Source organism: Clostridium cibarium (assembly GCF_014836335.1).
Classification (GTDB): domain Bacteria; phylum Bacillota; class Clostridia; order Clostridiales; family Clostridiaceae; genus Clostridium; species Clostridium cibarium.
On record NZ_JACSRA010000026.1, the window covers coordinates 36,074 to 61,576 of the forward strand.

The following is a 25,503-nucleotide window of genomic DNA, read 5'->3' on the forward strand; positions in this document are numbered from 1 at the left end:
AACAATAGAAAATGAATGATTTGAGGTGGTTAGATGAAAAATGTAGAACTAAATGGAAATTTAATCATAATTGGTGGAGCAGAAGATAAAGAAGGGAGAAAAGAGATATTAAAAAAAGTATGTGAATGCTTAGATAAAGAGAATGATATGTTACTAGTAGCAACTGTAGCTACAGAATATCCAAAAGAAGCTGCAACAAAGTATAGAAAGGTATTTGGTGAATTAGGCGTTAAGAATATAGAAATTTTAGATATTAGTGTTAGAGATGATGCTTTTATTGAAGGAAATAGTAAATTAATAGAAAAAGCATCTCTTATATTTTTTACGGGAGGAGATCAACTTAGAATTACTAGTTTAATTGGGGGATCACCAGTATATGATGCTCTTAAAGAGGCTGGTAAAAAAGGAAAGTACATAGTTGGAACATCAGCAGGAGCTTCAGTAATGAGTGATACCATGGTTGTAGAGGGAGTTGAAGAAGAAGCTCCTAGAAAATGCGCTTTAAAGATGTCGCCTGGAATAGGATTTATAGAGAATGTCATTATAGATCAACATTTTGCCCAAAGAGGGAGAATAGGAAGATTGTTAACAGGCGTAGCTCAAAATCCTCAGGTGTTAGGGGTTGGAATAGATGAAAATACAGCAATTATTGTAAATGCAGATGGAATTGCAGAAGTTGCAGGAGTTGGGGCTGTATATTTTGTAGATGGAAGCCAAATTTCTTATACAAATGTATCTGAGCAACATTCAGATGAAGTCCTTAGTATATTCAATGTTAGGCTACATGTATTAAAAGAGGGAAATAAATTTGATCTTATAAGAAAGTTACCTTTTGAGGAGGAAAAGTCGAAAAATGAAAATTGAAAAACAAACAGTGTTTAGAGGTAGAAACATATACTCTCATAGAAAGTGTATTAGACTAGATGTTGATTTATGTGGATATTGTGAAATACCAAGTAAAGATATCAAGGATTTTAATTCTAGATTAGTTAGTATGATTCCAGAACTAAAAAAACACAGGTGTGGAATAGATGAAGAAGGTGGCTTTGTTAAAAGGCTTGAAGAAGGGACATATTTGGCTCATATTTGTGAGCATATAATTATAGCAATACAAAATTTTTTTGGTGTAGACGTATGTTATGGAAAAGCTAGGGAGAAGCAGGGGGATTTATATTATATTATTTTCGAATATGAATACGAGCATTTTGCTATAGAGACAGCTAGATTAGCTGTGGATATTATAAATTCATTAATTGATGAAGAAGAACTAAATTTAGATAGAAGAATGAAAATATTAGAAGAGGTTCTATGTAAAGAATCAATAGGTCCAAGTACAAAGGGGATAAAAGATGCTGCAGAAAGATATGGAATGCCAGTATTTCCTATTGGCGACAATGGATTTTACCAGATAGGTTATGGAAAGCAAGGAAGAATTATAGAAGCTACAATAGGAAATAAGACTAGTTGCGTTGCAGCAGATATAGCTTCAGATAAAGAGTTAACTAAACAATTGCTTATAGGTCAAAATATTCCTGTGCCAGAAGGTAGGGAAGTGTGTAATATAATAGACCTTTTACGAGCAGGGGAAAAGATAGGATATCCATTAGTTTTGAAGCCAAGGTATGGTAATAAGGGCGAAGGGGTTGTACTCAATATAAAAAGTGAAAAGGAACTAGTAAAAGACTTTAACAGCATGAAAAGTAAATACTCTAATATAATCATTGAGAAGTATATAACAGGAAATGATTATAGGGTTTGTGTTGTAAATTATGAAGTAGTTGCTGTAGCTTTAAGAATACCTCCTTTCGTTATAGGTGATGGAAAGAATAATTTAAAAGAGTTAATTAGAGAATTAAATGAAAATTCAAGTAGAGGCTTTGATCATGAAAAACCTTTGACAAAGGTTAAAATAGATAATGATTTAATAAATTTTTTAGATAACCAAGGGTTATCATTAAATACTATTCCTAAAAAAGGAGATAAGATAAGCTTAAGAGAAAAGGCCAATTTATCTACAGGAGGAATGGCAATTGACTGCACTGATGAGATATCTGAGGAGAATAAGAAAGTTTGTACAAAGGTTGCAAAAGCTATTGGATTAGATATCTGTGGAATAGATATAAAAGCTTCTGACATAAGTAAATCTATTTATACAAATGGAGTAGTTATGGAAGTAAATGCAGCTCCAGGAATAAGAATGCATATGTATCCTTGCAAAGGTAAGAGTAGAGATGTTGGAGAAGCTATATTGAAATTACAGTATAATGGTAATCCAACAAACATTCCGGTAGTATCAATAACAGGAACTAATGGCAAAACCACAACTACTAGGCTAGTATCTCATGTATTAAGATCCATGGGTCATAAGGTAGGAATGACTTGTACTGATGGTATATATATAGATGGTGAGTGTATAGATAAAGGAGATGATACTGGTTATTATAGTGCAAAATCGGTTCTCCTTAATAAAGATGTAGAAGTAGCTGTATTAGAGACTGCTAGGGGAGGATTAATAAGAAAAGGGTTAGCATATGACTTAGCTGATGTTGCAGCAATAACCAATATTACGGAAGATCATATAGGAATAGATGAAGTTAATTCTATGGAAGAGTTAGCAAAAGTTAAATCACTAGTTGCAGAAGAAGTTAAAAAAGATGGCTATGTAGTGATTAATGCTGATGATAAATGGAGTATTAGTATATTAGACAGAATAAAAGCTAAGAAAATATTCTTTTCGAAGGATAAGAAGAATGATTATATAGTTAATAATATTGAAAATGGAGGAATTGCTGTTTATATAGATGATAATACATTATATGTAACAAATGATAGAAAAAAGTATAAAATTTTAGATATTGATAATATACCTATTACATTAGGAGGAATTTTAGAATTCAATATAGAAAATGCAATGGCGGCATGTGGAATACTCGTTGGAATGAGAATAGATTATTGTATGATTTCTAATGGGTTTAAGACTTTTGAATTAGATGAAAAATGCAATTCAGGAAGGTTCAATATTTTTGATATTAATGGGGTTAAAATAATATTGGATTATGGACATAATATAGAAGGGTATAGAGCGGTATTAAATTGTTTTTCTAAGATAAAGAAAGAGAAGATTATTGGAGTCATAGGTATACCAGGTGATAGAGATGATAAAATGGCTGAATCCATAGGTTATATGTGCTCAAAAGCTATGGATAGAATAATTATTAAAGAAGACCTGGATAGAAGAGGAAGAAGAGAAGGAGAAATTGCAGCTGTTTTAGAAAAAGGTGTAATAAAAGGGAAAAGTGAGAGCTATAAAATTTGTTTAAATGAAGTTGAAGCTTTCGAAGAAGCTATTAAGTTTGGTAAACCAGGCGATTATGTAATTGTATTTTATGAGAAGTTAGAGCCTTTATTAGAAAAGATAAAAGAATATAATAACATTAATGAAGGGTTAAATATAGCAAGTTTGTAATGCGAGGTGAGTATCAAAAATAGAAACTATAAATTTCTGTTTTTGATACTTTTTTTACAAATAGAACAAAAGCAAATCTTTTTTATGTATTTTTATACTCATCCTTTATTAATTAGTAGGGCTATGCTAAAATTATGAATAATATAATAAATGATGTGGAAAGGATAGAATTACATGAAGGGGAAAGCATATGCAAAGATTAATATATCTTTAGATATAGTAGGGAAAAGAGAAGATGGGTATCATCTATTAAAAATGATAATGCAAAATATTGAGCTATATGATGAAATAAGAATAGAAAAGATATCTAGTGGTATAAAAATAAAATGCAACAAACCTTTTATACCTACAGATGAAAGAAATCTTGCATATAAGGCAGCGAAATTATTCCTTGAAACTTATGAAATAAAATCAGGAGTATTTATTGATATAGTAAAGAATATACCAGTAGCAGCTGGATTAGCTGGTGGAAGTGCAGATTGTGCTACAGTTTTGAAAATGTTAAATAAAATGTTTAACATAAATGCGTCAGAGACGGAATTAATGGATTTAGGAGTTAAATTAGGAGCAGATGTTCCTTATTGTATAAAAGGTGGTACTGCATTATGTGAAGGAATTGGGGAGAAAATAACTGCGTTAAAGTCATTTAAAGATCATATACTAATTTTAATAAAACCACCTTTTGGAGTATCGACGAAAGAGGTTTATAAGATTTTTGATATCAATAAAGCAAGGATTCATCCTAATACGGAAAGTCTTATAAAAAAGATGGAAGAGAATGATTTGTATTATGTGGCAAGTAATATGAAAAATTTATTAGAGAATGTTACAGTAAGAAAACATAAGATGATATATAATATTAAAGAGAACTTAGTAGCCAGAGGAGCTGTTGGTTCAATGATGAGTGGCAGTGGACCTACAGTATTTGCATTTTTTGATGATATGCAAGTTGCTTTAAAGTGCTATGATGAGATGAAAAATAAGTATGATGATGTATTTTTAACTAGAACAATTTAATTTTGTGAATAGAAAATCTTCTTGTGGTAATAATCTTACTATACAAGGAGGTTTTTTATGAGGAAAAATATAAGATTTCTAATGGTTACTATATTATTAATAAATGTTTTGTTTATTGGGTGTACAAGCATTCCGAATATACAGAAAAATAACATATATAATTATGATGATGTGAAAGATATATTAATAAGGTTTCATGTTATAGCAAATAGTGATACAGATGCGGATCAAAGCTTAAAATTAAAGGTTAGAGATGAAGTTATAAATTATTTATACCCTTATTTAAAACAATCAAAATCTTTAGATGAGTCTAGAAATATAATAAAATCAAAAGAAGATGATGTTAGAAGTATTGCACTAAGAGTAATTAAGAATAATGGTTATTCATATCCGGTAAAGGTAGAATTATCACATGAGAATTTTCCGGAAAAGTCTTATGGGAATATAACACTTCCTCAAGGTAATTATGAAGCTTTTAGAGTTATAATTGGGAATGGACAAGGTCAAAACTGGTGGTGTGTAATGTTTCCGCCACTTTGCTTTATAGATGTAACAAAAGGAAACGTAGAAGAAGAAAAGAGCAAGGAAGAATTGGATCAAGAGATAGACAAGAGCAAGAATACTAAGGGGGAAGAAAGTCCTAAGGTTAAGTTTAAAATTGTAGAAGTTTTCAAAGATATTTTCAGTTAAAATCCAATGTTATTATAAATTTCTACTTGATTAATAATAATAAAAACCATAAACTATAAAATATAACGCAAGAATATTTGGAGGTAAAGATATGACTAGAGCATTGGCTATGATGTCAGGGGGATTGGATAGTACTTTGGCAGCAAAGCTTATAAAAGATCAAAATATAGAGGTTATAGGAATATGTTTTAAATCTTATTTCTTTGGTGAAGATAATGCTAAGAGAATGTGTAAACAAATTGGAATAAGACTTGAAGTTATAGATTTTTCAGTAGAACATTTTGAAATGGTGAAGAATCCTAAGCATGGTAGAGGCAAAAATATGAATCCTTGTATAGATTGTCATGCTATGATGATGAGGTATTCTGGAGAATTATTAAAGAAATTTGACGCTGATTTTATTCTTACAGGAGAAGTGCTAAACCAAAGACCTATGTCTCAGAATAAACAAGCACTAAATACTGTAAAGAATGAATCTGGTTTTAGTGATAAAATTTTAAGACCATTATGTGCTTTAAATTTAGAACCTACAGAAATGGAACTTTCAGGACTTGTTGATAGAAATAAGTTACTTGATATATCTGGAAGAAGTAGAAAAGCACAAATGGAATTAGCTGAGAAATGGAATATTACAGATTATCCATCACCAGCAGGAGGATGTAAGCTAACAGAGCCAAATTATTCGGTACGTCTTAAAGAAGCTCTAGATAGGAACGGTGATTTAACAGCAAAAGAAATATATTTATTAAGATTTGGAAGACATTTTTTAACTAAATCAGGGACAAAAATCATAGTTTCAAGAACAGGAGAAGAGGGTGAAATTATTAAGAAAGCTCTTAATAAAGAAGATACAGTATTTTTACCTTCAAGTCATATGGGTGCATTAGGAGTAATCCAAGGACAAGCATCGGAGGAAGATGCAATAATAGCAGCTAGAATAACTGCTAGATATAGCAAAGGAAAAGATGCAGATGTGGTTACTATTAAATCAGGAAAATTTGGAACGGAATTTAAAGATATATTTGATATAAAACCAGCTACAGATGAAGAAATTAATGAATATTTGATTCAAGGTAAGTAGTCATAGGAGGATATTATGGATAAAAAAGCTATTATCAGTATAATTAGCAATGCAAGTATGGATGATGGTGATGTTATTGAAGTAGTTTCACCAGGTAAATATATAAAATTAGATAATGGATATAAAGCTGTTTATGAAGAGACAGAAATATCTGGTATGGATGGGACAACAACTACATTAACAATACAAGATAAAGAAGTTATTTTAGAAAGAGAAGGTACAACAACAACAAAGATGCAGTTTAATAAAGCGGAACCTTCAGTTTCTATGTATCAAACTCCTTATGGAATGTTAGAGATAAGCATTAATACAAAAGAACTTACTGTTGACATGAATGAGGATGGAGGAGAATTAAAGATTGATTATTCTTTAGGAGTTGCAGGACAACTGCCTTTGGATACTAGTTTATCATTAAAAATAAGAACTCAGTAAAGATAAGTAACTATCAATGAATCTATCGTTGATAGTTTTTTTTCTTATTAATTATTTATGAGGTTTATATATTATATTATGTGGAAATACTTTTAATATAGAAATATTTAAGGCAAAGGTGGTATCAGGGAATATGCTTGGAGACAGGTATTTAAAGATATTAAGAACTATTTCTCTGTATTATGGAATTGATGAAGAAAATTTTATATTGCTTTTAAGAGAAAAAGAGAATAAATATCTTCTTTTGTTATTATTAAAGAAATATAAATGTATGGATGAAAAAACTTTAATGTGCATCCTCAATTATAAGAGTAAAAAGAGTATTTCCAATAATATAAAGAAAGCAGAAGAGAAGTTGTTAATTAATAAAGAATTTAGAGACAAGTTTTTCGAGATAGAAGAAAGCTTGTTAAAATAAACAATTAAAGCTATAATTATAACAGAAGTCATGAAAACACATGTCTAGTTTCATTTCAAATGCATTCGATTTATATTTTCATTGTTTAGAAATATAAAAGTTTTTGGAGGTGTCATTTTGACAAAGGAAAAATATGAAGAAATGACCTTAGCAGAATTAAAGGAAATTGCTAAGGAGTTAGGTATAAAAAATATATCAAAATTTAAGAAGAATGAATTAATTGAAGAGATAGTTTCGAAAAAATCAAATAGTATAGAAAAAGATGGAGTAGTTCTTAGGGAAAAAATAGCTCCTAAACCATCAAATAATAGAATTAGTGAAACAGCAAGGCCGGCAGAAAAAACTGCTGAAAAAAAAGAACAGTTAAAGGCTATGATAAATGATTCCAATAGCACTAGGGGAATTTTAGAGATTCTTGAAAACAATAACTTTGGATTTTTAAGGTGTAAAAATTATTTAACGAGTAGCGAAGATATATATGTATCACCTTCTCAAATTAGAAGATTTAATCTTAAAACTGGAGATGAAGTTGTAGGTAAGGTTAGAGAGGCTAAAGAGGGGGAGAAATTTAAAGCATTACTTTTTGTAGAAAGAGTAAATGGAGAGAGTCCGGAGAAAGCTATAGGAAGAAAAGCTTTTGAAAATCTTGTTCCAATATATCCTACAGAAAGGTTAAAACTTGAAACAAATAATTCTTCTGACCTTTCATCTAGATTAATGGATATAATTTGTCCAATTGGAAAAGGACAGAGAGGATTAATTGTAGCTCCACCTAAAGCTGGAAAAACTACATTACTTAAGAAGGTAGCACAGAGTATAACTAAAAATCATCCAGAAGTAGTTTTAATCGTACTACTAATTGATGAAAGACCAGAAGAAGTAACTGATATGCAAAGAAGCATTGCAGGAGAAGTTATCTATTCTACATTTGATGAAGAACCACAAAATCATGCAAAAGTTTCTCAAATAGTATTAGAGAGAGCTAAAAGAATAGTAGAACAAGGCAAGGATGTTGTTATATTATTAGATAGTTTAACAAGATTGTCTAGAGCATATAATTTAACAATTACTCCTACAGGAAGAACTCTTTCAGGAGGGTTAGATCCAGGAGCTTTAATAATGCCTAAAAAATTCTTTGGAGCAGCTAGAAATATAGAAGAAGGCGGAAGTTTAACAATACTTGCAACTGCCCTTGTTGAAACTGGATCAAGAATGGATGATATGATATTTGAGGAATTTAAGGGAACTGGGAACATGGAAGTGCACCTAGATAGAAAACTTCAAGAAAGAAGAATTTTCCCAGCCATCGATATTTATAAATCAGGAACAAGAAAAGAAGATTTATTGCTTTCAGATGAGGAAAAAGAAGTATCATATTCAATTAGAAAGACAATGTATAGAGATGGTAATATAGAAAATATAACTGAAAATCTTATCAATATGCTTCATAAAACTAAAAATAATGTTGAGTTTGTAAGAACATTTGAAAAAACGAATATAGGTAGAAAATAATCTATAATATTTAAATAATTACTTATTAGAAATATAAGACAAAAGCAGTAAATAGCTTGCATTAGATAAGCTATTTACTGCTTTTTTATAGTTAATATAATTTAAGGTGTTATTTGCCATTCGTATTTATAAGATTATTGGATATATCTATTATAGCTTTGCTAGAATAGGTTGAAGAAAGATCTTTTAAGTTTTTTTTCATTTCACTTAAAAGTTCTGGATTTTCAATAATTTTATCAACTATGGAGTTAATAGATTTAATATCATGGACATAATATGCATAACCATTGGATGCTAGAAAATCAGCATTATCTTTTTCTTGACCAGGAATTACAAATGGTATTATAAGAGGTAAGTTTTTAATTATTGCCTCAGTAACTGTAAGTCCGCCAGGTTTAGAAATTATTATGTCAGAGTATTCCATAAATGATGCTATATCATTTGAGAACCCGAAAATATGAATTTTCTTATTTGGATAACCGTTTTCACATTTTTTTAATAAAGATTTTCTTAAATTTTCATTATTACCGCAAACTACAGTTATTCTAAGTTTGTGCTCATTTTTTAGTAGTTCATCTAAAACATATGAGATACTTGTAAGACCCATGCTACCGCTCATTAGCAAAAGACTAAAATATTCATCATCTTTTATAGAAGGAATATTTATATCTTTTTCAAAAAAACTTTCTTTAATCGGTATCCCAATAGGATAGATTATTTGGGGTTTGATACCTACAGATATTAAAAAGTCCTTAGTATTTTTACTTCCTGTAACATATGCATCAACTAAAGGGCTAATATAGGTGTAATGAGCTTTAAAATCAGTAACTACAGCAATGAAAGGAATCGACATTCCTTTAACTTTTAATTTTGTAATTATGTTAACTGTAAAAGGATGAGTTCCAATTATTAAATCTGGTTTTTCGTTTTCTATAAATTTTGATATTTTCCATCTAACACTTGAAAAGAAAATGCTACTTAAATTATTTATGTATTTATTATCGGTTAATTTATAGAAGAATCCATAAATATGCGGAATTTTTGCGGCAAAAAATTCATAACTCCAAACTACGATTTTGTTTATAAATTTATTATCACTAGCCAAAAAATCGTGTTTAACACACTCAAAGCCTGCATCGGTTAAAGCTTCAATTAATGAATTGGCAGCTTGGTTATGACCTTGGCCTGTTGAGGTAGTCAAGATTAAAACTTTTTTCATTCAATCCACTCACTTCTATTAAAATAATATATAGTATAGTTTAACACTATTTTAATTTTTAATCTAAAATTTTTATAATTTAGATAAAGAAAATGGGAAAGACTAAGTCTTTCCCATTTATTCTTACTTACCTTGGTTAAGGTTAAATCTCTTATTGAACTTATCAACTCTACCGCCGACGTCCATGATTTTTTGCTTACCAGTGAAGAATGGGTGGCATTTAGAGCATATTTCTACTTTTAGTTCTTCTTTAACAGAACCAGTTGTAAAAGTATTTCCACATGCACACTTAACCACTGCGTCGTGATGGTATTCAGGATGTATGCCTTCTCTCATTTAATTCACCTCTTTCGATAGTATACTTTGTATACTTCTTTATAACTACTAGAGTATATCATAGCACCTATTTCCAGTCAAGAAATTCAAAAAGAAAAAACACTTTTTTAGATATTGTTATAATGCTATAATCATGGGTAATAAGACTTTAAGGAGAGAGAAAAATAAATGAGTAAACTATACTTTAGATATGGAGCTATGAATTCGGGCAAATCTACACATCTTATGCAGGTTGCGTATAATTATGAAGAAAGAGGATTGAAGGTTATACTTTTAAAACCAGCTACAGATAAAAAGGGTGGAAATAAGCTTGTTTCAAGGCTAGGAGTTACTAGAAAAGTAGACATGTTGATAAAACGTGAAGATAATATTTTTGAAATGATTCAAGAGGAATTAAAAAAAGCAGAAAACTTAGATTGCATATTAGTTGATGAAGTTCAGTTTTTTAAAGAATATCAAATAGATCAATTGTTTGAAATAGCAGTAAAATTAAATATTCCTGTAATATGCTATGGATTAAGGACAGACTTTCTTATGGAAGGATTTGAAGGAAGTACAAGATTACTATTATTAGCTCATAGTATAGAAGAGATGAAAACTATTTGTAAATGTGGAAGCAAGGCTATATTGAATGCGCGAAAAATAAATAATAAGTTTGTGTTTGCTGGAGAACAAGTAGCTATAGATAATATAGATAATGTGGAGTATGAATCGTTGTGTGGTAAATGTTACTATAAGTATAAACAAGAAGAATAATTTGGAAGGGATGAGTGAATGAAAAAAAGTGATGTAGGCGGTCAGGCTGTTATCGAGGGAGTTATGATGAGAGGCACTAAAGGACTGGCAACAGCTGTAAGAAAAGAAGATGGGGAAATAGTTATAGATTTTCAAAAAGTTGTACCTATTACGAAAAGATATAAAATGTTAAATATCCCTTTAGTAAGAGGGATATTTGTATTGATAGATTCGCTAAGAATAGGAATTAATTCTTTAAACTATTCTGCATCTTTGTTTGAGGATACAGAACCTTCAAAGTTTGAAGATTGGCTTAGAGGAAAGTTTGGAGAAAAAGCTAATGATGTAATTATAGGAATTACCATGGTGTTTGCTTTTATAATAGCGGTAGGATTATTTGTTGGTATACCTACAGCAGCTGCAACTCTCTTTGGAGAATATGGGTTTTCACCAGTAGGTTTAAACTTAATAGAGGCTATGATAAGAATAATTATACTTATACTTTATATATGGGGAATAAGTAAACTTGATGATATTTATAGAGTTTTTCAATATCATGGAGCTGAACATAAGACAATATTCTGTTATGAATCAGAAAAACCATTAACAGTTGAAAATGTAAGACAATTTTCAAGATTTCATCCAAGGTGTGGTACTAACTTTTTGTTTTTAATTATGTTTGTAAGTGTATTTATAATTTCATTTACTGGATGGGGGAGTTTCTTAGAAAGATTGGTTTTAAGGATAATCTTAATTCCAATTATTTCAGGAATAACTTATGAAGTAATTAAATGGCTTGGGAAAAGTGATAGTATTATGGCAAAAATCATTGCATATCCGGGGCTACAGCTTCAAAAGTTAACAACTAGGGAACCAGATGGAGAACAAATTGAAGTAGCGATAGCATCTTTAATGGCTGCAGAAGGATTGGAAGAAGAAGAAAAAAACATAGGTGAATTGATTAATACAGGTAGTAGAATTTTGTCGGAAGTGAAAATTGATACTGCAAGGTTAGATTCCCAACTCCTTTTAGGGAAAGTTATAAGTAAAGATAAAATTTACCTAATGACTAATAAAGATGAAAAAGTAAAGAATGAAGATAAAAAAGAATTTATAAAATTAATAAATATGAGAAAAGAGAAGATGCCAATAAAATATATTCTTGGAGAATGTGATTTTATGGGATTAGATTTTTATATAGAAGAAGGTGTATTAATACCAAGAAGTGATACGGAAGTATTGGTGGAAGAGGTATTAAAACTTATAGATGAAGAAGATAATATTATGGTATGTGATTTATGTTCGGGAAGTGGAGCTATAGGAATTTCACTTGCTCATTATAGGAAAAACATAAAGGTAGATTCAATAGATTATTATGATATCCCGGAAAAGGTAACCAAAAAGAACATTGAAAGAAATGGACTAGAGGATAGAGTTGATTTTATAAAGAGTGATTTACTTGGTGAGGCAATTAAGAATGGGAAGAGATATCATATTATAGTATCAAATCCGCCTTATATTAAAGATGAGGATATAAACAATTTAATGGAAGATGTTAAAGAATATGAACCTCATACAGCTTTAAGTGGAGGTGATGATGGCCTTGTATTCTATAGGAGAATAATCGAAGAAAGCAAATTAGTGTTATTAGATGGTGGAATACTTTCGTTTGAAATTGGGTATGATCAAGGAGAAAGTGTAAAAGAACTTATGGAAGCAGAAGGATATCAGGATATAAAAGTAATAAAAGATCTAGCTGGCCACGATAGAGTTGTGTTGGGAAAGCTTCCTTGTTGATTATGGTTAATAACTTGTGATATAATACAAAGATATGAAAAAAAGAAATACGGAGTGATATCATGTTATTAGATAAATTAGCTTTTATAGAAAATAAATACGATGAATTATCTGTTAAGATTAGTGATCCTTCAATTATGGCAAATCAAAATGAATGGAGAAAGCTTTGTAAAGAGCATGCTGATCTTGAGGTAATAGTTAATGCTTATAGAGATTACAAGAATGTTATTGAAGAATTACAAGCAAATAAAGAGATGCTAGCTGAAGAAAGTGATAAAGAAATGAGAGAGATGATGCAAGAAGAAATCTCTGATTTAACAGCTAGAGAAGAAGAGTTGGAAAAAGAAATTCAAATATTATTGCTACCTAAAGATCCTAACGACGATAAGAACGTTTTTGTGGAAATTAGAGGGGGAGCTGGTGGTGAAGAAGCAGCTCTATTTGCAGCAAATCTTTTCAGAATGTACACAAGATATGCAGAAAACAATAGATGGTCTGTAGAACTTATGAGTGCAAATGAAACAGATATTGGTGGATTTAAAGAAGTTGTTTTCATGATTAAGGGAAGTGGAGCTTACTCAAAGCTTAAGTATGAAAGTGGTGTTCATAGAGTACAGAGAGTTCCAGATACTGAATCAAGTGGTAGAATACATACATCAACTGCAACTGTTGCAGTACTTCCAGAAGTGGATGATGTTGAAATAGAAATAAATGAAAAAGATTTAAAAATTGATGTGTTTAGGGCTTCTGGAAATGGTGGACAATGCGTAAATACTACCGATTCAGCAGTAAGAATGACACATATACCTACTGGACTTGTGGTTTCATGTCAAGATGAAAAATCACAGTTGAAAAATAAGGAAAAAGCACTTAAAGTTTTAAGGGCAAGGCTTTTCGAAAAAGCTGAAGCAGAAAGAAATGCAGGTATAGCTGAAGATAGAAAGAGTCAAGTTGGTACTGGAGATAGAAGTGAAAGAATAAGAACTTACAACTATCCTCAAGGAAGGGTTACAGACCATAGAATTGGGTTAACTTTATACAAACTAGAAACTTTCTTAGATGGAGATATAGATGAAATTTTAAATGCATTAATCACAGCTGATCAAGCTGAAAAGATGAAAAATATGGGAAATACTATTGATTAAGACTTTATCTAAAGCCTTGCATTTGAAATGTAGGGCTTTAAATTTGAATATTTATATTTAGATATCATCATAAAGGGGGGAGGCACAGTGAATATATATAAAGCACTTAAACGTGAAAAAAAATTCCACAAGATGTTTTATATTACTATGGCATCAATAGCTATAATATTACCATTAGCTGTGTTCTTGACGGGATTAGACACGCCTCTTTATTTAAGTTATTTGTTGTTTATAGAGGTGTTAATACTACTCAGTGCAATAAGCAAAATAAATAGTACTAGGCTTTCTTATTTTTGTAGTAACAATAGGTTAAAGATAAAAGGTGGATTGTTTGGAAAAGAAAGTTTGATTTTTTGTGATAAAGTGGTTCTTGTACATACTGAGAAAATTGAAGAAGATATGGAAATAATAATAGTAACGTCAGTAAACTTTAAAAATAGATCATTAAAACCAATAGTGAAATCATTTTTAAAGAGGCATCCATTACTTACAAAGGATTATTTAAAAATCAAAGAAAATAATCAAGGAATATATTATTATCAAATAATAAGAAGAGGTGGCTTAAATAAGTACATATTATTAGACACAATATACAAAAATTGTGTAAAAGCAGTTTATACAGCAGAGGGGATACAAAACATAAAAATAGCTAGAGGGCAAACATTGGTATGAGGAAAGAGGGAGTTAAGTTTGGATACAAAAATAGCTATAGTTAAGAATATAGATCAGGATTTAAAATTCATTAAGGAAGCAGCAAATGAAATTAGAGAAGGAAAAACTGTAGTATTTCCAACAGAAACGGTTTATGGATTAGGAGCAGATGCATTAAATGAAGAGGCAGTTAAAGCAATTTTTATTGCTAAAGGGAGGCCTCAAGATAATCCATTGATAGTTCATGTGGCTTCAAAAGATATAAGTGGACTAGTGGAAGAAGTTCCAGATATAGCACAAAACATGATCGATAGGTTTTGGCCAGGCCCACTTACAATAATTTTAAAAAAGAAAGATATAATTCCTAATGTAACTAGTGCTAATTTAAGCAGTATTGGAATAAGAATGCCAGATAATGAAATAGCATTGAAATTAATTGAGTTATCTAATACTCCTATAGCAGGACCCTCAGCTAATATAAGTGGAAGACCAAGTCCAACAGAAGTTGAAAGATGTGTTGAAGATTTATCGGGAAAAGTAGATTATATTATTGGTGGAGAGAGAAGTAAGGTTGGAGTAGAATCAACTATAGTAGATTGTACAGTAAATCCTCCTGTAATTTTGAGACCAGGTGGAATAACCTTAGAGATGTTGCGACAGTTAGATGATAGAATTGAATTAGATAGTGCTATTATGGAAAAACCAACAGGGGATTTTAAGCCAAAAGCACCTGGGATGAAATATAAACACTATTCACCAAAGGCAAAAGTAAAAATAGTTTCAGGAGATAGAGAAAAAACTATTGAAAAAATTAATGAATTAGTACACAATTATATAGATGATGGGAAAAAGGTAGGAATTTTATCATCAGATGAGAATAGGAATAGATATAAAGCCGGAGAAATTATAGTCATAGGTAGTGTTTCTAAACTTGAAGATGTCGCTCAAAATTTATTTGAGTCACTTAGAAGTTTTGATGATATGGGAGTAGATATAATACTTTCAGAAGCCTTTGAAGAAAAAGGCGTGGGGATAGCAGTAATGAACAGATTGAAGAAAGCTGCTGGATACGATATATTAAGCATTTGTTAAGGAGTTAGAAATGAAAAAACTATTTAGTTATATTGAATTTAAAATAGAAGAACTTAATGCTAACTGTTTAATTAAACCCTATAGGGATATAAAATGCATAATAAAAAAACATAAAAATAGACTAGTATATAAAACCAAGTTATATTATTATATGTGAGGCAGTTGCTCTTTTTAAATTTTGTTAAGTAGTTTAAAAGTAAAAATTACTAAACAATGATATTATCTTCATAGATGATAATTTAAAGAGCTGGTGTCTTTATTATTGCGTATAATAAGCTAGTGTATCTATTAAGTAACTTTAGGAGGTGCAAAAATGAAAATTGCTTTAGGAGCGGACCATGGTGGTTATGAATTAAAAGAAGAGATAAATAAGTATCTTAAAGAAAATGGATATGAAGTAAAGGATTTTGGAACTTTTTCAGCTGAATCCTGTGATTATCCTGATTATTCATTAAAGGTTGCAGAAGCTGTAGCTAATAAGGAATTTGAATTTGGTATATTAATATGTGGAACAGGTATTGGTATTGGTATAGCAGCAAATAAAGTTCCAGGAATAAGAGCTGCTTTATGTTCAGATACATTTAGCGCACATGCTACAAGAGAACATAATGATGCGAATATATTAACAATGGGGCAAAGAGTAGTTGGTGCTGGGCTAGCAATAGATATTGTTAAAACATTTTTAGAAACTAAATTTGAAGGCGATAGACACATTAAAAGAATTAATAAAATAACAGAGATTGAAAAGAAATATAATAAATAGACGGAGGGGTCATAATGAGTAAAGTAGTTGAAGTGAATCATCCATTAGTTTTACATAAGCTTGCATTTATAAGAAATAAGGAAACAGGATCAAAGGAATTTAGAGACCTAGTTAGTGAAGTTTCTACGCTTTTAGCTTATGAGGTAACAAGAAATCTAAGTATGGAAGAAGTAGAAATAGAAACTCCAATTTGTAAGACAAAATGTAAGATGCTAGAAGGAAAGAAACTAGCTATAGTGCCAATATTAAGAGCAGGTCTTGGAATGGTTGATGGCATGCTTAAGTTAGTTCCAGCAGCAAAGGTTGGACATATTGGATTATATAGAGATGAAACTACACTAAAACCAGTAGAATATTTCTGTAAGTTACCAGAAGATATAGCTGAAAGAGAAATTATTGTTGTAGATCCAATGCTTGCAACGGGTGGATCAGCAATTGATGCATTAACAATGCTAAAGAAAAGAGGAGCTAAGAATTTGAGACTTGCTTGTCTAATAGGTGCTCCAGAAGGAATAGAAGCAATACAAAAGGCTCATCCAGATGTTGATATTTATATTGCATCAATAGATGAAAAATTAAATGAAAATGGATATATTGTTCCTGGACTTGGGGATGCAGGAGACAGACTATTTGGTACTAAATAGTTTTATGAAAATTGAGGGGATTAAAAAGAATAATGTATTCTTTCTAATCCCTTTAAATATGTACATCTTAGAAATCTAGTATTTATTAGAAAGAGATAGTATAATAATATAAATACATGATTTAGGAGAGTTATGACATGGATAGAAGAGATAAGATAAATTATTATTTAGATATAGCAGAAACTGTCTTAGAAAGAGGAACATGCCTCAGAAGAAATTATGGATCGATTATAGTGAAGAATGATGAAATAATTTCAACTGGATATACAGGAGCACCGAGAGGAAGAAAGAATTGTAATGATTTGGGTTTCTGTAAGAGAGAAAAATTAAATGTTCCTAGAGGTACACAATATGAGTTATGTCGTTCTGTTCATTCAGAAGCTAATGCTATAATAAGCGCTTCTCGTAGGGATATGATAGGGGCAACTTTATATTTGGTTGGAAGAGAGATGAAGACTAAGGAATTAGTTAAAGATGCAAATTCATGTACAATGTGCAAAAGGCTTATTATAAATTCTGGAATAGAAAGAGTAATAATTAGAGATACAAAAAGTGAGTACAGAATTATAAATGTTTGTGATTGGATTGAAGATGATGATTCTTTAAGTTCTGATTTAGGATATTAATGGTATAATATTTAATATAGAAGTGTATATTTAATAAAACATACATATATAAGGATAACATTAGGAGGTAGTACTTTTGAAAAAAAAGATATTGACAATCTTTGGCACAAGGCCAGAAGCTATTAAAATGGCGCCTTTAGTAAAGGAGTTAGAAAGACGTGAGGAAATTGAATCTAAGGTTTGTGTCACAGCTCAACATAGGGAAATGCTTGACCAAGTACTAGAATATTTTAGTATAACACCAGATTATGATTTGAATATAATGAAGAGTAAGCAAACATTAACAGGAATAACTAATAGAGTTTTAGAAGGTTTGGAAAGTGTATTTCAAGAAGAAAAACCAGATATGATATTAGTTCATGGAGATACTACGACTACATTTGGTGGAGCGCTAGCGGCATTCTATCAACAAATTAAAGTAGGGCATGTGGAAGCTGGACTTAGAACTTTTGATAAATACTTTCCGTTTCCAGAGGAGATGAATAGAAAGTTAACAGGATCTTTGGCTGATTTACACTTTGCACCGACTAAAGGGTCAAAAGAAAACTTGTTAAGAGAAGGGGTAAATGAAGGCCATATATACATAACTGGAAATACTGTAATAGATGCTATGCTTCATACGGTAAAAGAAGATTATGTTTTTGAAAATGATGAATTAAACAAAATTGATTTTGAGAAGAAAAAAGTAATTATGATAACTGCCCATAGAAGAGAAAATTGGGGAGAAGGTATAGAAAATATTTGTGAATCATTAAACAGAATAGTAGAAGCAAATAAAGATGTTGAATTAGTATATCTTGTTCATTTAAATCCTGTAGTAAAAGATGTAGTGCATGAAAAATTAGGAGGTAATGATAGAATTCATCTATTACCTCCATTAGATACTCAAGAAACTCATAACTTAATGAATAAGTCATTTATGGTTATGACTGATTCAGGCGGATTACAAGAAGAAGCACCACATTTAGGTAAACCTGTATTAGTGCTTCGAGATGTAACAGAAAGACCTGAAGCTGTTGAGTATGGAACTGTGAAATTAGTAGGAACAGATATAGAGAAGATTGTAGAGGAGGCTAATTTGTTGTTAAACAATAAATTGGCTTATGAAAAAATGAGCAAAGCTGTTAATCCATACGGAGATGGTAAGGCTTCAGAAAGAATTGCAGATGCAATATTAAAATATTTTGAATTAAGTGATAAAGAAGTTGAAGAATTTCTTAGATAGTTTGTTTAAAATTTAACAAAATCCTATTGTAAAATATATAAAAAATGGTATAATAAAAGTATGTTAATTGTTTAACGAACACGTAAGTATAAATTTTGCAATTTAGGAGGATGTTAATAATGAGAGAAGTAGTTATTGCAAGTGCAGCAAGAACAGCACTTGGTTCATTCGGAGGATCATTAAAGGATGTTCCAGCAGCAGATTTAGGAGCACTAGTTATTAAAGAAGCAGTAAATAGAGCTGGTATTAAACCAGAACTAGTTGAAGAAGTAGTTATGGGAAATGTTATTCAAGCAGGGCTTGGTCAAAATGTAGCGAGACAAGCAACTATAAAAGCAGGGCTACCAAATGAAGTTCCAGCTATGACAATAAATAAAGTATGTGGTTCAGGATTAAGAACAGTTGCATTAGCAGCCCAAATCATTAAAGCTGGAGATGCAGACATAGTAGTTGCAGGTGGTATGGAAAACATGTCAGCAGCACCTTATGTTTTAGATAAAGCTAGATGGGGTCAAAGAATGGGAGACGGAAAGCTAGTTGATACAATGATTAAGGATGCTTTATGGGATGCGTTTAATAACTATCATATGGGGGTTACTGCAGAGAATATAGCTAAGGAATGGAATCTTACTAGAGAAGAACAAGATGCTTTCTCAGCAGCTTCTCAACAAAAAGCTGAAAAAGCTATAAAAGAAGGAAGATTTAAGGATGAAATAGTTCCAGTTGTTATTCCTCAAAGAAAAGGTGAACCAAAGGTATTTGATACTGATGAATTCCCAAGATTCGGGACAACAGCAGAAACTTTAGCAAAACTTAGACCAGCATTTATTAAAGATGGTACAGTTACTGCTGGTAATGCATCAGGAATTAATGATGGAGCTGCAGCTTTCGTTGTTATGAGCGCTGAAAAAGCTAAAGAATTAGGTGTTAAGCCATTAGCTAAGATAGTATCTTATGGTTCTAAGGGATTAGATCCTGCAATAATGGGTTATGGTCCATTCCATGCAACAAAGAAAGCTTTAGAAGCTGCGAACTTAACTGTTGAAGATTTAGATTTAATTGAAGCAAATGAAGCATTTGCTGCACAAAGTTTAGCTGTTGCTAAGGATCTTAAATTTGATATGGAAAAAGTAAATGTTAATGGTGGAGCTATTGCTTTAGGGCATCCAGTTGGAGCATCAGGAGCAAGAATTCTTACTACTTTACTTTATGAAATGCAAAAGAGAGATGCTAAGAGAGGGTTAGCTACTTTATGTATAGGTGGCGGAATGGGAACAGCACTTATAGTAGAAAGAGTTTAATACTATTTTAAATTCAAGTTCAGTAATAATGTTGATTATTACTGAACTTTTTTATATTAAGTAATATGAATAATTAATTAGGTTTAAGGAAAGGATAAAGAGTACTTAAAGGCTAGTATTTATGAGATAAACCAAACATTTGACGAGATTTTAAAGTGATTTTATAGTGAATTTTATGAATAAATTCTATAAAGAAGTGTCAATTGTTTGTAGCATAAATTATGAGGGAATTGATTTATAAGCAATAAAAGTAACGATATGAAAAAATTTCGACAAGTTATTTAAGCAAATTATAAAATAATGAGAATGAAAATGTTATCACATATATTTTGTAGAAAAATGATATTTCAGAATATTTAAAAAAATGATTTTTTGATAGCAAATTCATGCAAAACGAACTGTGGAGAACTTTACTTAAGATATCAGGCAATAATGGTAATTATTTTTAAAAAATGGTCATTTTTAAGTAGATTTGCTTATAATTAAGGTTTTCTTAATAATTCAGCTGGAGATATAATTACTAGGTCGAAAGGATGAAGATTGTCAGATGAGTAAAGAGATGAATAAGCTTATTTCAATTGTAGCAAAATATGATATGATTTGTGGATTATTTATGTCTTTAATTATTGGACTGATCTTTAATCAACAAGTTGCATTAGTTTTTTTACTAGGAATATTTGTATCAGTGGTCAACTTTATAATAAGTGTGTTTGAAACAACAAAATGGTTGGGGAAAAGTTCTTTTATGCTAGTTATTTCTAGGATAGCTAGAATTTTTTTTATACTCATTTGTGTTTTTCCATTTATACATAATTTCGAACTAATAATATCATATTTAGTTGGCTATATGATACATTTTATAGTATTAGGCTATTGTATAATATCGAAGGAGGGAAGTGGTAAGAGTTGGAAGCAGTAGAACCTATTTTTTCTTTTGACATTGGTGGATTCACAGCTATAATCGGTAAACAGGTTATATGGCAGTGGATAATAATGCTAATTTTAGCAGTAGTGTCTTTTCTTTTAACAAGAAACTTAAAAAGAGAACCTGGTAAAGTTCAAATAGCACTTGAATCTTTATATAGGGCTGTTGAAAATCTTGTTAAAGGCAATATGGGTGAAAACTATGTTGGGTATATACCTTATGTAGGAACACTTATAGTTTTTCTAGTGGCTTTGAACCTAACAGGATTAGTAGGAGTTAAACCACCAACAGCATGCTTAGGTGTAACAGCCGGTCTTGCAATATCAACATTTGTTGTTATCAATGCAAATGCATTGAAAAGAAATGGTTTGTTAGGTTTCTTAAAAGGTTTAGCATCACCTAGTATATTTATGTTACCACTAAACCTTATGGAAAGAGTTGTTGTACCTTTTTCCTTAGCACTACGACTTTTTGGTAATATGGTAGCAGCTGTAATAATTACAGATCTTGCTTATGAAGCATTAGAAGGCGTAGCATTTATAGCAGGAATAGGGTTACCAGTCATTCTTCATGCATATTTTGATGTGTTTGATGGATTGATTCAAATGTTAGTATTTACAATGTTGACTGTAATAAATATTAAAGTTACAGCAGAACATCATTAAAAAAAGCGAATTTTAAGGAGGAAGAATTATGATGAATTTAGCACTTATAGGAGCAGGTATTGCTGTATTATCAGGTATTGGAGCAGGTATTGGTATAGGTATAGCAGCTGGAAAGTCAGCAGAAGCTATTGCTAGACAACCAGAAGCATCAGGTAAGATTCAAAGTTTATTTATCCTAGGAGCTGGTCTTTCAGAAGCAACAGCTATTTATGGATTAGTTGTTTCATTAATACTTATGTTCGTATTATCATAAAAATTAAGAGTTAACTTAGATTGACTCCGAAGGGAGGCTATAAGAAAATGGATAAATTAGGATTAGAACCAACTACCCTTATTCTAACAATTATAAACTTTATAATATTAATATTAATATTAAAACATTTTCTATGGGATAAAATTAAATTAGCCATCCAAGATAGAGAAGATTATATTAATTCTCAAATTGAAAAGGCTGATGAAGATTCTCAAAAAGCAAGATTATATCTTGTTGAAAATGAAAGAATATTAAAGACAGCAAAAGAAGAAGGTAGCAAGATAGTTGAAGTTCAAAAGGATAAAGCGGGCAAGGTATATGATGAAATAGTAGCTGATGCCAATAAAGAAGCTAAGACTATCATTGAAAGAGCTAAGACAGAAATCAATCGTGAAAGAGAAAAGGCTGAGTTTGAACTTAAGAAACAAGCAGTTGATTTAGCTATAGATATATCAGCTAAAGCTCTTCAAGAAAAGATTGAAGATAATGAAAAGCAAAGGCAATTAATAGAAGATTTTATCACTAAGGTAGGTAATTAAATATGTATGAATATTTAGATAAAAGATATGCTCTTGCCTTATATCAGATTGCTGAAGAAAAAGATAAAGTTGAGGAATATCTAAGAGACCTTAGAGAAATATGTGATCTAATAGATAATAACGAAGAGTTTGGTAAAGTTATTAAACATCCTCAAATAAGTACAAATAAGAAGAAGGAAACATTTGTTAATATATTTAAGGATAATATAGATAAAGATTTGTTATCTTACTTATTAATACTTATTGAAAAAGATAGAATATCATTTATTAGAGAAAAATATAATGAGATGGAAAAAATTCATCTTGAGAAAAATAACACTCTTATAGCTACAGTAAAAACAGCTGTACCACTATTAGAGAGTGAAGTAGAAGCTTTGAAGAAAAAACTTGAAGAAAAGTATGATAAAAATATTATCATGACTACAGAAGTTGACAAAAGTATCTTAGGCGGAGTTTTTGTAAAAGTAGGAAATGATGTTATAGATGGAACTGTCAAATCAAAGCTAGACGAAATGAAAGATTTAATGCTTAAGAGAGAATAGAGGTGAGTCCATGAATATAAAACCAGAAGAAATAACTTCTATTATAAAACAAGAAATAGAAAAATATGAAAAGCATATTGAAACAGTAGATTCTGGTACAATAATTCAGGTTGGTGATGGAATAGCTAGAGTATATGGTCTAGACGATTGCATGCAAGGAGAATTATTAGAATTCCCAAATGAAGTATACGGTATGGCTCTTAACCTTGAGCAAGACAACGTAGGTTGTGTTTTACTAGGCTCAGAAGAAGGAATTAAAGAAGGAGACATAGTTAAGAGAACAAATAGAATAGTTGAAGTTCCAGTAGGTGAAGCAGTAATAGGAAGAGTAGTAGACTCTTTAGGAAAACCTATAGATGGAAAAGGACCTATAGCTTCTAAAGAAAATAGAGCTATAGAAACACCAGCTCCAAGTATAATAAAAAGAAGTTCTGTTAACGAACCAATTCAAACAGGAATTAAGGCTATTGATTCAATGATACCAATAGGTAGAGGTCAAAGAGAACTTATCATTGGAGATAGACAAACAGGAAAGACAGCTTTAGGAATAGACACAATAATAAATCAAAAAGGTAAAGATGTAATATGTATATATGTTGCTATAGGTCAAAAGCAATCAACTGTTGCACATATAGTAAATACACTTACAGAAATGGGAGCAATGGACTATACTGTAATAGTAAGTTCAACAGCATCTGATTCAGCACCACTTCAATACCTAGCACCATATGCGGGATGCAGTATTGGTGAATACTTTATGGATCAAGGTAAGGATGTATTAGTTATATATGATGATTTATCTAAGCACGCAGTTGCTTATAGAACAATGTCATTATTACTAAGGAGACCACCAGGAAGAGAAGCATATCCTGGAGATGTATTCTACATACATTCAAGATTACTAGAAAGAGCAGCAAAACTTTCTCCAGAACTTGGCGGAGGATCTTTAACAGCTCTACCAATAATTGAAACTCAAGCTGGAGATGTTACAGCATATATACCAACTAACGTTATATCTATTACAGACGGACAAATATTCTTAGAATCTGATTTATTCAATTCAGGGGTAAGACCAGCTGTTAATGCAGGTATATCAGTATCAAGAGTTGGTGGTAATGCTCAAATTAAAGCTATGAAGCAAGTATCTGGTACATTAAGACTTGAACTTGCTCAATATAGAGAACTTGCTTCCTTCTCACAATTTGGATCTGACTTAGATAAGGATTCAAAGAGAAGAATTGAAAAAGGTATGAGATTAATGGAAGTGCTAAAACAAGGACAATATCAACCAATGGATGTTGAAAAGCAAATTGCTATCCTTTATGCAGCAGTTAATGATTTCCTTTCTGATATTAAAGTAAGTGATATAAGAAAATTTGAACAAGGCTTCTTAGAATATATGGATACACATCAAAGAGATTTATTAAAACAAATTGTTGATGATAAGGAATTAACTGATGGAATTAAGTCTGGACTAGAGGAAGCCGTAGTTAGCTATAAAAAGATATTTTTACAAGAGGCATAGCTTTTAACAAAGCTATGCAATTCTTTAGGAGGTGGACTTATGGGTGCAGCAGGACTGATAGAAATAAAGAGAAGAATGAAATCAGTACAAAGTACTAAGAAAATAACAAATGCCATGGGGCTTGTTGCCACTTCTAAGCTTAGAAGATGTAGGATGGAATTAAGTGCTAATGAAGAGTACATGAAAGCAGCTGAACAAATAGTTAGATCGCTAGCATCAGCTGAATCTGATTTCGTAAGTCCTTATTTTTCTGGTAATAATAGCGAAAAAAAATTATATATAGTAATGACTTCAGATCAAGGATTATGTGGTGGATATAATAATAACGTAGTTACATTTCTTGAGAATTTAGTTGAAAATGATATGAATAATACTCGCGTAATTACCGTTGGAAGTAAAGGAATTGGTTATGTTAAAAGAGCTGGTTTTGAAACAGTATCTGAATATGTTGATATTCCTGATATTCCAACTGCAAAGGAAGTTAAAGTCATTTGTGAAAAAGCATTGTCTCTTTATAATTCAAAGGAAGTTTCAGAAGTTCATATTGTTTATACAGAATTTCAATCTTCTGTAAAGCAAGAAGTAAAAGATGAACTACTTTTACCAGTTAAAAAACTAGAAGGAACTTCTGTAGATCAAATTGTTGAACCAGATTATGAAACAGTTCTAACAGATTCCTTAGAAGTATATCTTAAAGGAAAGTTAAGAAGACTTATGCTTAGTTCAAAATGCAGTGAACAAAGTTCAAGAATGACTGCAATGGATGGAGCAACAAGCAATGCAAATGATATATTAGAAAACTTGAATTTGAAATATAATAGAATAAGACAATCAATTATAACACAAGAAATTACTGAAATAGTTAGTGGAGCAGAGGCTCAAAATTAGTAAGGAGGTACTTTAG

At 30.8% G+C, this 25,503-nt stretch carries 27 protein-coding genes; 25 read left to right on the forward strand and 2 right to left on the reverse strand.

Translation table 11 applies throughout. The features are described from left to right. The first annotated feature begins 33 nt into the window (after positions 1-33). The 8 genes from H9661_RS14800 to rho all read left to right on the forward strand — a co-directional run bounded on the left by H9661_RS14800 (position 34) and on the right by rho (position 8,616). Positions 34-864 (forward strand): cyanophycinase, encoded by an 831-nt coding sequence (locus H9661_RS14800; RefSeq protein ID WP_191769595.1) that lies wholly within the window; start codon positions 34-36, stop codon positions 862-864. Then, complete coding sequence (gene cphA, locus H9661_RS14805; RefSeq protein ID WP_191769596.1) at positions 854-3,466, forward strand: cyanophycin synthetase; 2,613 nt, start codon at positions 854-856, stop codon at positions 3,464-3,466. The genes H9661_RS14800 and cphA overlap by 11 nt, the downstream gene beginning before the upstream one ends. 174 nt (positions 3,467-3,640) lie before the next feature. Beyond that, entirely contained in the window at positions 3,641-4,483 is an 843-nt protein-coding gene (gene ispE / locus H9661_RS14810) for a 4-(cytidine 5'-diphospho)-2-C-methyl-D-erythritol kinase (RefSeq protein ID WP_191769597.1), read from the forward strand. Between the two features lie 57 nt (positions 4,484-4,540). Beyond that, positions 4,541-5,173, forward strand: coding sequence for a stage II sporulation protein R (gene spoIIR, locus H9661_RS14815; protein WP_191769598.1), 633 nt, complete (start codon positions 4,541-4,543; stop codon positions 5,171-5,173). A gap of 91 nt (positions 5,174-5,264) precedes the next feature. After that, positions 5,265-6,254: a tRNA 4-thiouridine(8) synthase ThiI gene (locus tag H9661_RS14820; RefSeq protein ID WP_143317452.1), complete on the forward strand. Its 990-nt coding sequence runs from the start codon at positions 5,265-5,267 to the stop codon at positions 6,252-6,254. 15 nt (positions 6,255-6,269) lie between these two features. Further along, on the forward strand, positions 6,270-6,686 hold the full coding sequence (locus H9661_RS14825) for a YwiB family protein (protein WP_143317451.1): 417 nt from the start codon (positions 6,270-6,272) through the stop codon (positions 6,684-6,686). Positions 6,687-6,819: 133 nt separating this feature from the next. Continuing rightward, on the forward strand, positions 6,820-7,104 hold the full coding sequence (locus H9661_RS14830) for a hypothetical protein (RefSeq protein WP_191769599.1): 285 nt from the start codon (positions 6,820-6,822) through the stop codon (positions 7,102-7,104). A 117-nt stretch (positions 7,105-7,221) separates the two neighbouring features. Beyond that, positions 7,222-8,616: a transcription termination factor Rho gene (rho, locus tag H9661_RS14835; RefSeq protein ID WP_191769600.1), complete on the forward strand. Its 1,395-nt coding sequence runs from the start codon at positions 7,222-7,224 to the stop codon at positions 8,614-8,616. Between the two features lie 109 nt (positions 8,617-8,725). On the opposite strand, the gene H9661_RS14840 is transcribed toward rho, so the two are convergent. Beyond that, positions 8,726-9,835, reverse strand: a complete 1,110-nt coding sequence (locus tag H9661_RS14840; RefSeq protein ID WP_191769601.1) for an MGDG synthase family glycosyltransferase — start codon at positions 9,833-9,835, stop codon at positions 8,726-8,728. Positions 9,836-9,958: 123 nt separating this feature from the next. Next, positions 9,959-10,171, reverse strand: coding sequence for a 50S ribosomal protein L31 (gene rpmE, locus H9661_RS14845; protein WP_090012081.1), 213 nt, complete (start codon positions 10,169-10,171; stop codon positions 9,959-9,961). 168 nt (positions 10,172-10,339) lie between these two features. On the opposite strand from rpmE, the gene H9661_RS14850 reads away from it, so the two are divergent. From H9661_RS14850 to atpG, 17 genes are all read left to right on the forward strand, one after another. After that, positions 10,340-10,927 carry a thymidine kinase gene (locus H9661_RS14850; protein WP_143317448.1) on the forward strand — a complete coding sequence of 196 codons (588 nt, stop codon included), beginning with the start codon at positions 10,340-10,342 and terminating at the stop codon, positions 10,925-10,927. An 18-nt stretch (positions 10,928-10,945) separates the two neighbouring features. After that, positions 10,946-12,703 carry a peptide chain release factor N(5)-glutamine methyltransferase gene (prmC, locus tag H9661_RS14855; protein ID WP_143317447.1) on the forward strand — a complete coding sequence of 586 codons (1,758 nt, stop codon included), beginning with the start codon at positions 10,946-10,948 and terminating at the stop codon, positions 12,701-12,703. Positions 12,704-12,765: 62 nt separating this feature from the next. Next, on the forward strand, positions 12,766-13,848 hold the full coding sequence (prfA, locus tag H9661_RS14860) for a peptide chain release factor 1 (protein ID WP_191769602.1): 1,083 nt from the start codon (positions 12,766-12,768) through the stop codon (positions 13,846-13,848). A gap of 87 nt (positions 13,849-13,935) precedes the next feature. Further along, entirely contained in the window at positions 13,936-14,520 is a 585-nt protein-coding gene (locus H9661_RS14865; protein WP_143317445.1) for a 60S ribosomal protein L22, read from the forward strand. An 18-nt stretch (positions 14,521-14,538) separates the two neighbouring features. Then, positions 14,539-15,591 (forward strand): L-threonylcarbamoyladenylate synthase, encoded by a 1,053-nt coding sequence (locus H9661_RS14870; RefSeq protein ID WP_191769603.1) that lies wholly within the window; start codon positions 14,539-14,541, stop codon positions 15,589-15,591. Between the two features lie 313 nt (positions 15,592-15,904). Then, positions 15,905-16,354, forward strand: coding sequence for a ribose 5-phosphate isomerase B (gene rpiB / locus H9661_RS14875; RefSeq protein WP_143317443.1), 450 nt, complete (start codon positions 15,905-15,907; stop codon positions 16,352-16,354). A 14-nt stretch (positions 16,355-16,368) separates the two neighbouring features. Continuing rightward, on the forward strand, positions 16,369-16,998 hold the full coding sequence (gene upp, locus H9661_RS14880) for a uracil phosphoribosyltransferase (RefSeq protein WP_143317442.1): 630 nt from the start codon (positions 16,369-16,371) through the stop codon (positions 16,996-16,998). Between the two features lie 137 nt (positions 16,999-17,135). Then, a complete protein-coding gene (locus H9661_RS14885) occupies positions 17,136-17,624 on the forward strand; it encodes a deoxycytidylate deaminase (protein ID WP_143317441.1) in 489 nt (162 codons plus the stop codon). Between the two features lie 127 nt (positions 17,625-17,751). Further along, a complete protein-coding gene (gene wecB, locus H9661_RS14890) occupies positions 17,752-18,849 on the forward strand; it encodes a non-hydrolyzing UDP-N-acetylglucosamine 2-epimerase (protein ID WP_143317489.1) in 1,098 nt (365 codons plus the stop codon). A 119-nt stretch (positions 18,850-18,968) separates the two neighbouring features. Next, complete coding sequence (locus H9661_RS14895) at positions 18,969-20,150, forward strand: acetyl-CoA C-acetyltransferase (protein WP_191769605.1); 1,182 nt, start codon at positions 18,969-18,971, stop codon at positions 20,148-20,150. Between the two features lie 547 nt (positions 20,151-20,697). Then, on the forward strand, positions 20,698-21,069 hold the full coding sequence (locus tag H9661_RS14900) for an ATP synthase subunit I (RefSeq protein WP_143317439.1): 372 nt from the start codon (positions 20,698-20,700) through the stop codon (positions 21,067-21,069). Then, positions 21,057-21,740: a F0F1 ATP synthase subunit A gene (locus H9661_RS14905; protein WP_143317438.1), complete on the forward strand. Its 684-nt coding sequence runs from the start codon at positions 21,057-21,059 to the stop codon at positions 21,738-21,740. Before H9661_RS14900 ends, H9661_RS14905 begins: the two co-directional genes overlap by 13 nt. Before the next feature lie 31 nt (positions 21,741-21,771). Further along, the gene (atpE, locus tag H9661_RS14910) at positions 21,772-21,993 is read left to right on the forward strand and encodes an ATP synthase F0 subunit C (RefSeq protein WP_143317437.1); all 222 of its coding nucleotides are present in this window, start codon (positions 21,772-21,774) and stop codon (positions 21,991-21,993) included. 47 nt (positions 21,994-22,040) lie between these two features. Continuing rightward, a complete protein-coding gene (locus H9661_RS14915; RefSeq protein ID WP_143317436.1) occupies positions 22,041-22,532 on the forward strand; it encodes a F0F1 ATP synthase subunit B in 492 nt (163 codons plus the stop codon). Positions 22,533-22,534: 2 nt separating this feature from the next. After that, positions 22,535-23,074 carry a F0F1 ATP synthase subunit delta gene (locus H9661_RS14920; protein WP_143317435.1) on the forward strand — a complete coding sequence of 180 codons (540 nt, stop codon included), beginning with the start codon at positions 22,535-22,537 and terminating at the stop codon, positions 23,072-23,074. 10 nt (positions 23,075-23,084) lie between these two features. After that, positions 23,085-24,599 carry a F0F1 ATP synthase subunit alpha gene (gene atpA, locus H9661_RS14925; RefSeq protein ID WP_143317434.1) on the forward strand — a complete coding sequence of 505 codons (1,515 nt, stop codon included), beginning with the start codon at positions 23,085-23,087 and terminating at the stop codon, positions 24,597-24,599. A gap of 39 nt (positions 24,600-24,638) precedes the next feature. Further along, a complete protein-coding gene (gene atpG / locus H9661_RS14930; protein ID WP_143317433.1) occupies positions 24,639-25,487 on the forward strand; it encodes an ATP synthase F1 subunit gamma in 849 nt (282 codons plus the stop codon). Positions 25,488-25,503: the final 16 nt, after the last annotated feature.